The organism is Zoogloea sp., from assembly GCF_044344315.1.
Classification (GTDB): domain Bacteria; phylum Pseudomonadota; class Gammaproteobacteria; order Burkholderiales; family Rhodocyclaceae; genus Zoogloea.
In genome coordinates this window covers 18,895-29,040 of sequence record NZ_JBIJDC010000050.1, presented here as the reverse complement: position 1 = coordinate 29,040, position 10,146 = coordinate 18,895, and the positions used below count along the sequence as shown (strand labels likewise).

Annotated in this window: 10 protein-coding genes; 6 read left to right on the top strand and 4 right to left on the bottom strand. The window is 59.7% G+C overall.

From position 1 onward, the window contains the following. Window positions 1-121 precede the first annotated feature (121 nt). The 3 genes from ACIQ09_RS12260 to ACIQ09_RS12250 are packed head-to-tail and all read right to left on the bottom strand — an operon-like array spanning window position 122 to window position 3,705. The gene (locus ACIQ09_RS12260; RefSeq protein WP_398309947.1) at window positions 122-787 is read right to left on the bottom strand and encodes a c-type cytochrome; all 666 of its coding nucleotides are present in this window, start codon (window positions 785-787) and stop codon (window positions 122-124) included. 37 nt (window positions 788-824) lie between these two features. After that, on the bottom strand, window positions 825-2,246 hold the full coding sequence (locus ACIQ09_RS12255; protein WP_398309944.1) for a multicopper oxidase family protein: 1,422 nt from the start codon (window positions 2,244-2,246) through the stop codon (window positions 825-827). A gap of 16 nt (window positions 2,247-2,262) precedes the next feature. Further along, complete coding sequence (locus ACIQ09_RS12250) at window positions 2,263-3,705, bottom strand: TolC family protein (protein ID WP_296408173.1); 1,443 nt, start codon at window positions 3,703-3,705, stop codon at window positions 2,263-2,265. 490 nt (window positions 3,706-4,195) lie between these two features. Here ACIQ09_RS12250 and ACIQ09_RS12245 point away from each other — a divergent pair, with 490 nt between their 5' ends. From ACIQ09_RS12245 to ACIQ09_RS12230, 4 genes are all read left to right on the top strand, one after another. After that, entirely contained in the window at window positions 4,196-4,879 is a 684-nt protein-coding gene (locus tag ACIQ09_RS12245) for a heavy metal response regulator transcription factor (RefSeq protein ID WP_299888408.1), read from the top strand. Further along, window positions 4,870-6,315 (top strand): heavy metal sensor histidine kinase, encoded by a 1,446-nt coding sequence (locus tag ACIQ09_RS12240; protein WP_398309940.1) that lies wholly within the window; start codon window positions 4,870-4,872, stop codon window positions 6,313-6,315. The genes ACIQ09_RS12245 and ACIQ09_RS12240 overlap by 10 nt, the downstream gene beginning before the upstream one ends. A gap of 21 nt (window positions 6,316-6,336) precedes the next feature. After that, window positions 6,337-6,750, top strand: coding sequence for a hypothetical protein (locus ACIQ09_RS12235; protein WP_398309937.1), 414 nt, complete (start codon window positions 6,337-6,339; stop codon window positions 6,748-6,750). A gap of 296 nt (window positions 6,751-7,046) precedes the next feature. Next, window positions 7,047-7,610 carry a GNAT family N-acetyltransferase gene (locus tag ACIQ09_RS12230; RefSeq protein WP_398309934.1) on the top strand — a complete coding sequence of 188 codons (564 nt, stop codon included), beginning with the start codon at window positions 7,047-7,049 and terminating at the stop codon, window positions 7,608-7,610. 5 nt (window positions 7,611-7,615) lie between these two features. On the opposite strand, the gene ACIQ09_RS12225 is transcribed toward ACIQ09_RS12230, so the two are convergent. Next, window positions 7,616-8,329, bottom strand: coding sequence for a hypothetical protein (locus ACIQ09_RS12225; RefSeq protein WP_398309932.1), 714 nt, complete (start codon window positions 8,327-8,329; stop codon window positions 7,616-7,618). A 123-nt stretch (window positions 8,330-8,452) separates the two neighbouring features. Between ACIQ09_RS12225 and ACIQ09_RS12220 the strand changes: the two genes are divergently transcribed. Together ACIQ09_RS12220 and ACIQ09_RS12215 are read left to right on the top strand one after the other, a co-directional pair. Continuing rightward, entirely contained in the window at window positions 8,453-9,733 is a 1,281-nt protein-coding gene (locus tag ACIQ09_RS12220) for a site-specific integrase (protein WP_398309929.1), read from the top strand. 5 nt (window positions 9,734-9,738) lie between these two features. Beyond that, window positions 9,739-9,999: a hypothetical protein gene (locus ACIQ09_RS12215; protein ID WP_398309926.1), complete on the top strand. Its 261-nt coding sequence runs from the start codon at window positions 9,739-9,741 to the stop codon at window positions 9,997-9,999. Window positions 10,000-10,146 lie beyond the last annotated feature (147 nt).

The following is a 10,146-nucleotide window of genomic DNA, read 5'->3' as shown; positions in this document are numbered from 1 at the left end:
TGCAGTTTCATGACGATTCCTTTGGTGATTGGGATGGCTCATTCTGGCAAGCGCACACCGACGAGAAGCTGTCCTGAAAATTACATTTCTGTAATCTTCAGGCCGAGCCCCTCTACGGCTGTCAGTGCGTGTGCTTGAAGCCGGGCGGATGCGTGTGCCCCTTCTTTTCCACCACGCCGGGAGGGATGGGTTCATCCTTGGCATGGTCGCTATGGTCGCCATGAGCGTCATGGGCATCGAGCCCACCATGACTATGTCCCTCGCTGGATGCCACAAGCGCCTTGTAGTCGGTCGCAGTCAGCCCTGGCAGCTTCTGGAGAAAGGCGACCAGATCCCAGATCGCTTCATCTTCCATCCCGCCCTTGGACCAGGCCGGCATACCGGAGGCCTTGATCCCGTGCTTGATGATCCAGAACTGACGGGCCTGAGTGAACGGGGGGTTGAGCGCAGTTTCGGGCTTGGTGGTCAGCTCTGGGGGTGTCGGATAGAGCCCCTTCCGGATCTCCGAGTCCTCTGCTTCCGGGGACAAGTGGCATCCCACACACATCGCGTCGTAGTTACCCGAACCCCGGCGGACCCGCTCCGGGTTCGTCAGATCAGCAGGTGGCTTGATCTCACTTGCCCGTACTGCGATGGAGCGCTCACGGGCAAACTCGAGCAAACGATAGGTCAGCGGGTGATGAGGCTCGTCGGCGGCGATGTTGATGGCGCCAGAGTAGAGAAGGACGGCCCCTGAAGCCGCACCCACGGCAGTCAGAACCGCCAGGGTGATCAGAGTCTTGTTCATGATGGGGTTCCTCTGTGCTTGTTATCGTGGCTGAAACTCAGTGGCCGGAGTGTGGGCCGGGCTTTCGAACCTGCACTTCGGTTGCTGCGGGCTTGCCCTTTGCCGGCATGGATTGCCCCCCCTGGGTTTTTGCGCGCGGCGGCTCAGCGGCGGGCCCGGTCCATTCATAGGCACGGGTGCCGGGAGGCTGTTTGTACCAGCCGGGGTCGGTGTAATCACCAGCCTTCTGCTCGGCACGCACCTTCAGTACGGTGAACATGCCGCCCATCTCCACCGCGCCATAGGGGCCTTGGCCCGTCATCATCGGAAGGGTGTTGTCTGGAAGCGGCATCTCCATTTCCCCCATGTCGGCCATGCCGCGGTCTCCCATCACCATGTAGTCGGGAATGAGATCGGTGATCTGCTTGGCGGCCTCCCGGTGATCGACCCCGATCATGGTCGGCACGTCATGGCCCATCGCATTCATCGTGTGGTGGCTCTTGTGGCAATGGAAAGCCCAGTCACCCGCTTCATTGGCGATGAACTCGACTTGGCGCATCTGCCCGACGGCAATGTCGGTTGTCACTTCAGGCCAGCGGGACCCCTTGGGCGTTGGGCCGCCATCGGTACCGGTGACTGTGAATTCGTGGCCGTGCAAGTGAATCGGGTGATTCGTCATTGTCAGGTTGCCGACGCGGATACGTACCCGGTCGTTTTGGCGCACATTGAGGGAGTCGATGCCCGGAAAAGCCCGGCTGTTGAAGGTCCATAGGTTGAAATCGAGCATCGTGTTCACCTTCGGGGTGTAGCTGCCGGGGTCGATGTCGTAGGCGTTCAGGAGAAAGCAGAAATCCCGGTCCACTTCGTCGATGAGGGGGTGCCGCTCCTTCGGATGAGTGACCCAGAAGCCCATCATGCCCATCGCCATCTGGGTCATCTCGTCGGCGTGGGGGTGATACATGAAGGTGCCGGGCCGGCGTGCCACGAACTCGTAGACGAAGGTCTTGCCGGGGGGAATCTGAGGTTGGTTGAGTCCGCCGACACCATCCATTCCGCTGGGCAGACGCTGCCCGTGCCAATGAATGGTGGTGTGCTCGGGCAGGCGGTTGGTGACAAAGATACGGACCCGATCGCCTTCGACCACTTCAATCGTCGGACCCGGGCTTTGTCCGTTGTAACCCCATAGGTGGGCATTCATGCCGGGCGCGATCTCGCGCACCACGGGTTCGGCCACAAGGTGAAACTCCTTGACGCCCTTGTTCATGCGCCACGGCAACGTCCAGCCGTTGAGGGTGACCACCGGGTTATAGGGCCGACCGGCGCCGGTGACGCCTTGCGGGAGATGCGGAGGCGCTGTGTTCGGATCCTCCTTCATAATGAGTTCAGGAAGTGCGGCCATGGCGACGGAACTGACCGAGGCCGTGGCCACAGCGCCACCTGTCAGGCCCAGGCTTTGGATGAATGCGCGACGGGATGTCATCGGGAGTCCTTTCGGGTCAGTGATCCGGACGGCCGGTGCTGGCCGGGGAAGTGCGCGCAGCGGCGGCGAGGGAAGGTTTGCCGATCAGGGCCATCTGTAGATCGCTCTGGGCAATCCAATAGTCACGGAGGGACTCGATGTAGCTGTTCACGCTGGTGATCTGGGAACGAGCATCGGCGAGCAGATCGAAGACCCCGATCAGCATGCCGTTGTAGCGCAGCAGGTTCTCTTCGGCGATCCGCTTGTTGAGCGGCACGATTTCGTCCCGGTAGTGCTTTGCAATGTCGAAGCTGTTGCGATACGCCGAGTAGGCTTCGCGGACTTCCGAACGGGCGTTGATGGCGGCTTCGGCCGCACGTTCAACAGCCTGGCCATAGATGGCTTCCGCCTTGGCAACCTTGCTGCCGCCAAAGTCGAAGATCGGGAGTTCGAAACTCACTTCGTAGCCACGTTTGTAGCCGCTATCCCGCGTGCCCTCCAGGACACGCGCCGGTCCGAACTCCAGCACGTTGATGAAGCGCGTGGCCTGGGTGAGGCCAAGGTTCTTGGCCAGTGCCTCGGTTTCGAGACGAACCGCCTGGAGATCGAGGCGCTGATCCAGTGCCGTTTGCTCGACTGCCGGCAACTCGTCGGGCAACTTGGGCAGATCGGGCAGGCGCTCGGGGAGTCGAATCACCTGGGGTGATGGCAGGCCCAGCAGTTTGGTCAGCCGCTCCCGCGCCGCGATGTTGGCTTGCTCGGCCCGAGCCAGTTCGAGGGCTGCGGACGCATAAAAGCCTTGCTCTCGGGCCTGCTGCAACCGGTTGAAGTTACCGACGTCCGCCATCTTGCGGGCCAGGCCAGCGCCGGCTTCGGCGGCCTGCCTGACTTTCCGGAGGTAACGGACCGACTCTTCAGCCGCGATGGCTCCAAAGTAGGCCTTGCGCGTCTCGGATGCCAGCCTCGCCACCTCCAGCGCCGTCATGCGCTGGGTCTGGGCGAAGTTGCGTTTCTCGACCTCCACGGCAAGCGGCATGGTGATCAGCGCAAACAGGTTGAAGGTCAGCACCTGTTCGATCTTGAATTCGCGGACCCCATTCTCGGCGCGGCTGGTACGCAGCATGGAAAAATGCGGATTCGGCAAGCGCCCGGCCTGGACCATCTCGGCCTCGCTGATTCCAAGATCGTAAAATGCGGCGCGGAGTCCCCGGTTGTTGTAGATGGCGACCTGAACGGCATCCTCAACGGCCAAGGGCTTGGCCAGCAGTTCGGCCACACGTGTATCGATCTCTTTGCGGGCCTCGTCGCTTCTGGCCCATTGGGCATCGGCACCGATACGGGTGCGGGTCGTTTCCCGCACGGTATCGAAGCCTCCGTCCGGAGAAAAACTGGCACAGCCACTCAGGACCAGCGTACCAAGGACCAGGGCGGTCAGCCCCTTGATGGCGCGGGAGTGTCGTGGAGATGGGGTTGAGCGCACGGCGAACTCCTAATGGTGATGATCAGCAGAGGGCCTCGCTGAGGCCGGCGGCGTCGCTCCGCTTTCCTTTTGCAAAGCCTCATCGATGTTGGCAGGTGGCATATGGCCTGCATGCATGCCGCCTGTACGCTGAACACCATCGTTGGCAGCTCGCCATGAGCCAACGGGGGCTTCCGACCAAGCACGATAATCGGACAGGGAGGATGCATGAGGGGAAGTCCTGGAAGCAGGCTCCAGGGTGAGCGGCTCATCAGCCAGGACGCTTTTCGTCAAGGCCAGTGCCAGCAGCCCGAGCAGGGGTGATCGCATCGGTCGTCTCCATGGGGTCAAAGGGGGGCCTCGGGAATCTGGAGTTCCCATGGCGAGCAGTGTGCGGTGCAAAAACCGACAGGAGACTGACCCGGGAATTACATCTTTGTAATCTTGGAAAGATTGGAAGCGGCTTGCGCCAAACTAACGCGGCCAAATAGAGAATGCTGCGAGGAAGACAATGAAAATACTGATCGTCGAGGATGAGCCCAAAACTGGGGACTACCTTAAGCAAGGGCTGGTTGAAGCCGGCTTCAACGTAGACCTGGTGCGGGACGGCATGGACGGACTGCACTTCGGGATGACCGATATCTACGATCTCATCGTGCTCGACGTGATGCTGCCAGGGCTCGACGGTTGGCGCGTGCTGCAGGCCCTGCGCAAGGCCGGCAAGGAGATGCCTGTCCTGTTTCTGACTGCCAAGGACAGTGTGGATGACCGGGTCAAGGGGCTTGAGCTTGGGGCCGACGACTACCTGGTCAAACCCTTCGCCTTCTCGGAGCTTCTGGCTCGCGTTCGCACGCTCTTGCGCCGGGGCGCGAAGAACAAGGAAGTCGATGCCCTTCATGCGGCAGATCTGGAATTGGACCTCCTGCGCAGGCGCGTCAAGCGCGCTGGCAAACGGATTGACCTCACCGCGAAAGAATTTGCCCTCCTCGAGCTCCTGCTACGGCGGCGTGGTGAAGTGCTACCGCGCTCCCTGATCGCCTCGCAGGTGTGGGACATGAACTTCGATAGCGACACCAACGTGATCGAAGTGGCAGTGCGTCGCCTGCGGGCCAAGATCGACGATGGTTTCGAACCCAAGCTGATTCGCACCGTGCGCGGCATGGGCTATGTGCTGGAGGAGCAGGAGTGCGAGTAGTCCGCCTGGGAGCCCGCCGCAAGTCCCTGACCTTCCGCCTCACTCTGCTGTTCGCGGCAGCATCGACCGTGGTCTTGCTGATACTGGGCCTGATTGTGGCCGAGTCCGTCGAACACCACTTTGAAGAGCAGGACATGGAGGCCCTGAGCGGCAAGCTCGAGCTGATTCGCCACGCCTTGGCCAAGGTGAATTCGTCACAGGATCTGGCGGCAATTCCGCAGCAGATGGATGATTCCTTGATCGGCCACCATGGACTGATCGTGGCCGTAAAGGGACCTGACGGTCAAACCCTGTTCGCTACCCACGATGCGCCCTTCCCCCAACCTTTGCTGGATCGGGTCAAATCACCTGAGGCTGAGCGCCCTTACGTGTGGCAAGTCGACGATCAGTTATCTTTTCGAGGCATCGTGGCTGAAGCCCCCACCGGGGTTCAGGGGTGGCAGCCTGCTGTCGTCGCCGTAGCGACGGACATCTCCCACCACAACAGCTTCATGGATTCATTCATGAAGACCCTCTGGAGTGTGGTCATTGGAGGCACCTTGGCGACCGGGCTGCTCGGTTGGTTTGCTGCCCGTCGAAGCTTGGCGCCACTTCGCGAGATGAAACGAAGAGCTACGGAAGTCAGCGCCCAACGTCTCGACCAGCGTTTGCCCGTCGATGCCGTCCCTGTCGAACTGGCTGAGTTGGCCGAGTCCCTCAACGACATGCTGGCCCGGCTGGAGGAGTCCTTCAAGCGACTTTCTGATTTCTCATCAGACCTGGCCCACGAGCTCCGGACGCCGGTCAGCAACCTGATGACGCAAACCCAGGTTGCCCTCTCCAAGACCCGTAGCTCCGCAGAATACCGTGAAGTCCTGGAGTCTAACTGCGAGGAGTTCGATCGTCTGTCGCGGATGATTTCGGACATGCTGTTTTTGGCCAAATCGGAAAACGGTCTCATCGTGCCGGGCCAGGAGAGCTTTGATCTGGCGGACGAGGTCACGGCCCTGTTCGACTTTTACGGTGCTCTGGCGGAGGAGAATGGCGTCTCGCTAGGGCTTGAGGGCTCAGGACAGGTGACCGGAGACCGACTGATGCTCCGGCGCGCCATCGGCAACCTGCTGTCCAACGCGCTTCGCTACACACCATCTGGCGGGCGCATTGTCGTGACGGTTAGCGTCGTACGGGACAGTTTTGACGCCGAAGCCGTCCATCTCTCCGTCGAGAACACCGGGGAACCCATCCCGCCGGAACACCTGTCGCGTCTTTTCGACCGTTTCTACCGCGTGGATGCGTCCCGCCGCAACTCCGGCGATGGCGCCGGACTGGGCCTTGCCATCACTCGTTCAATCCTGCGATCTCACGGGGGCGACATTGAGGGACGGACGGGGAAAGGCTGCAACATTTTCGAGATATGGCTACCGACATCGATCGTTACGCCCCGCAGCAAGGACTGAACTGTTTGGACGCTCACCGCCATGATCTGCTCAAATGCGCTCTCTTCCCCGAACGGCTTGTTGCTTCAAGCAACGATCCGTCGCTTGGAGGATCTCGGCCTTCAGACACTCCGGACAGCATCCACTAGGGACGCTGAGGCGGCTATTACCCTATTTGCCCAGTTCACCGACTGTATGTATCTCAGCTTTGCGTTAGAAGAGCGCTGGCTCAACACCTGGCTCTCTCCCGATCGGGATGCTCATGTCCGGGAACATACGCACCTGATCGAACTGACAGTCGAGCACTACATGAACTTCATGATGGATGATCGGCTCACCTGCGCCTCCATACGTCTCACACTTGAGGAAGCTCTCTTGCCGCACATCGTCACTAGGGACCGTGCGCTCTTACACCACCACCACCACCACCACCACCACCACACAGTCGCACCATGACTGTCAGAATGTATGGATTGCGTACGTTCTCTTTTTTGTTCTAGTATCTCCATGCCTTCCCTTCGCACGGAAGGTGTTCCTGTGTTCAGACCCGATGCCATGAAGCAACCCGCTCGCAGCCTACTCTTGAAGAAACACGCTTCGTCCCTCAAGGCGAAGAAGCGGCTCGTTGTGTCCATTGAGTCTGTTCGGTCCACTCCGGCAGTTCAGGAGCGCGCGGAGCAGCTGGCCGCTGCCGCCCGCCGTGCCAAGGAAGCACATTTTCTGGACAAGTATCGGGTTACCTTGCCTGGCTGATGCTGACTGACGAGGGATATGGCTACCTCCCCATCACGGAGGTTGATCCGGCGACTCTCGGCACATTCTCGTGCGGGAAGCCGCGCCTAAACGATTTTCTGACCGCACAGGCACTGGCCTTGCACAAAGCCAGACTGGGCTTCACCAACGTGGTCTTTCATCAGCAGTTCGAAGGTCCGGTCGGCTACTTTACCCTCGCCAACGACGCGATCAAGCTCAACGACTTTGAGAAGCTCGAGTTGGGGTTCGGTGAGCACGTCGAACTCGCAGCCTTTCCCGCCGTCAAAATCGGGCGACTTGCCGTTCACCAGGACTTGCACCGTAAGGGTGTGGGGGCCGCCTTGATGACGCTCCTTCTCGGCGACATTCTCAACATGGCGGGCTTGTCCGCTGCGCGACTGATCGTTGTCGATGCGGACAACGACGAAGCGGTCCTCCGCTTCTACGAAAAGCTCGGCTTCGAGACCAGCCTGTGGGCGGAAGAGATGGCCAGGAATAACACCAAGAAGCGTGCTAAGCCCCAGACGATCAAGATGCATCGGGACGTCTTCAAAGGCCTCTGAGTACGTCAGCTGCGGCCAGCACCGTGAAGGGCTTCCAGATAGGCTGACCATATGCCGTTGAGGAGTTGTCGGTAGCGATGAATGTCGTCAAGGCGCACGAATAGGTCTTGTCCGAAAAGCGGCGTCCCGATGTCCGGCTTGTGGACAATGACCGTCGGGTCATCGAGTGCATCCTGCTCGTAATCAGCCAGAAAAAGGTGAGGCGCCGCCGTATAGAGCTCTTGAGCCGATGCGCCGTCTCCGTGTTTGACGGCATTAGCCAGCAGACGGAGTTCATCCAGGCCAGACAGCTGCTCCGTGGTCAGCACAGGATCCGGAAGCGTCTTGTCCCACGCCTTCAGTACATCAGGCCCAAACTTGAGCGGTTTGTGATGCAGGACGCGAACGTGAAAGGCCCGGACTTGCTGCTCAAACAAGTGGTAGAGAGTGACCGCGAACATGTTCTGAAGCCCTTGGTGCAGGTCGAGCACGCTGTCGAAATGCACGCTTGACGCTTCGAAAGCGGCGTCATGGGCCGTTTGCGGATCAAGCCAGTTGCCATCGTTGGCAAGTTCATTGTTGGCTCGGTACGCCTCTCGTTGGATGGCCTCTACTTCCGCGTGCACGGAATCAAACGTCGGCAGGAGCCGCACCGTCAAGGTGTCCACAAGCCGATCGATCTGATCGCGGTAAAGTTGTCGATAGTGTTCCAGTTCCCAATGGGGCAGCATCGCGGACATGTCCTTTCCATCATCCAAGCGTGAAAAGGACATGCTAAGGGCTTTCGGCTGTAAGCAGATAATCTCGCCTCAGAGGTCTGGAGCTGTTTGCTCCGAAGTGGTTTTGTCATACCCTTGCCTTTGATGAGCCGCCTCGACCAATACCTTGAAGCCGCCCAGCGGGAGAACACCCGTCTAAGCTACCAGTCGGCCTTGCGGCACTTTGAGGTCGAATGGGGAGGTTTCCTGCCGGCAACCACCGATTCGGTTGCCCGCTATCTGGCCGACTACGGTGGCAAGCTTGCGTCCAGCACACTGCGCCATCGGTTGGCCGCACTGTCGCGGTGGCACACTGATCACGGCTTTGTCGATCCGACCAAGGCCCCGCTGGTTCGCCAGGTTCTCAAGGGTATCCGTGCGCTCCATCCCAGTCAGGAGAAGCAAGCCAAACCGCTTGAGCTTGAGCATTTGCAGCGCGTGGTTGACTGGCTTGAAACAGAGATAGTCCTTGCGCAGTCATCGGGCGATCAACAGGCACTACTGCGACATACCCGCGATCGGGCACTGGTCCTCATCGGCTTCTGGCGGGGCTTCAGAGCTGACGAGCTCTCCAGTCTGCGCATTGAATACATCGAGGTCGTTTCCGGCGAAGGCTTGACCTGCTATCTCCCGCGCAGCAAGGGAGACCGGGAATTTGCCGGACGCCGCTTTCAGTGTCCGGCTTTGTCGAGGCTGTGTCCCGTAGCCGCGTACTCGGCATGGATCGCGGTGTCGGGACTGATGGAAGGCGAGGTATTCCGGAAGGTCGAGCGATGGGGAGGCGTCGCAGCAGTGGGCCTTCACCCTGGTAGCCTGATTCCTCTGCTGCGCAAGATTTTTGCCGCCGCGGGTATCGAGGACTCGGGGGATTACAGCAGCCACTCTTTGCGCCGCGGATTTGCCGGTTGGGCAAGAGCCAGCGGCTGGGATGTGAGGGATTTGATGGCCTATGTCGGCTGGCGCGACATGAAGTCGGCCCTGCGCTACCTGGATGCGAGAGAGTCAAACCTTCAGGCTCGCTTTGAAGAGGGGCTGAACTCACGAGACGCACCGAACAAGAGCGAATCCGCTTCAGCGGACGTTCCGGAAGTGGCGACAACGACCACTGTTCGCGTAGAACTCACTTTGATTCGTTTGAGCGAATCATCGCGTGGCGTAGCCCGGGCACGCCAGGCCATCGAGCATCGTTGCTTTGAGCCTTTGAATATGCGCCGTCTCAACGTCGATGGCACCGAGTACGAGCTTGCGATCCCCGTGGTTTCCAGGGATGCGTTAGATGAAACACTCTACGGGCTGATCGAAACGATGTGTCAGATCGCGGATGACAATCACTGTGGTCTCGAAACGCGTATCCACGAACCCGCGACCAACACCATTTGGGATTGATTCACATGGACAACGATTTAGGCTCATTCCTGGTTTTTCGGGAACTTACGGTTCGAGGCCTCTATCCGGCCCTTGAGCGTTTGGGAGGCGTGATCCAGGAGCACTTGCCTGCATACTGGCGCCGCGACACGATCAAGGAGCAGGAGAATACCCGCATGTTCGGTGATAGGTCGCTGCTTGTCTTTGGCATTCCAATGGATTGCCGACTGCGTGCGCTTTGCGAGAGACCTTATCAACTCTGCCCAAGAACTCCCGACATCAGATGAAGATGTCCGACGCGCGGGAATGCGCTCGTTGAAAGGGGTGGCGCCTGCGAAGCAAGGGAAATCCAGTTTGCCGGATTGTGTCATCACCGAATTCGCTCTGCGTATGGCCCGGGAAAATCTCAAGGACTACGGTCCATACTCTGTCCT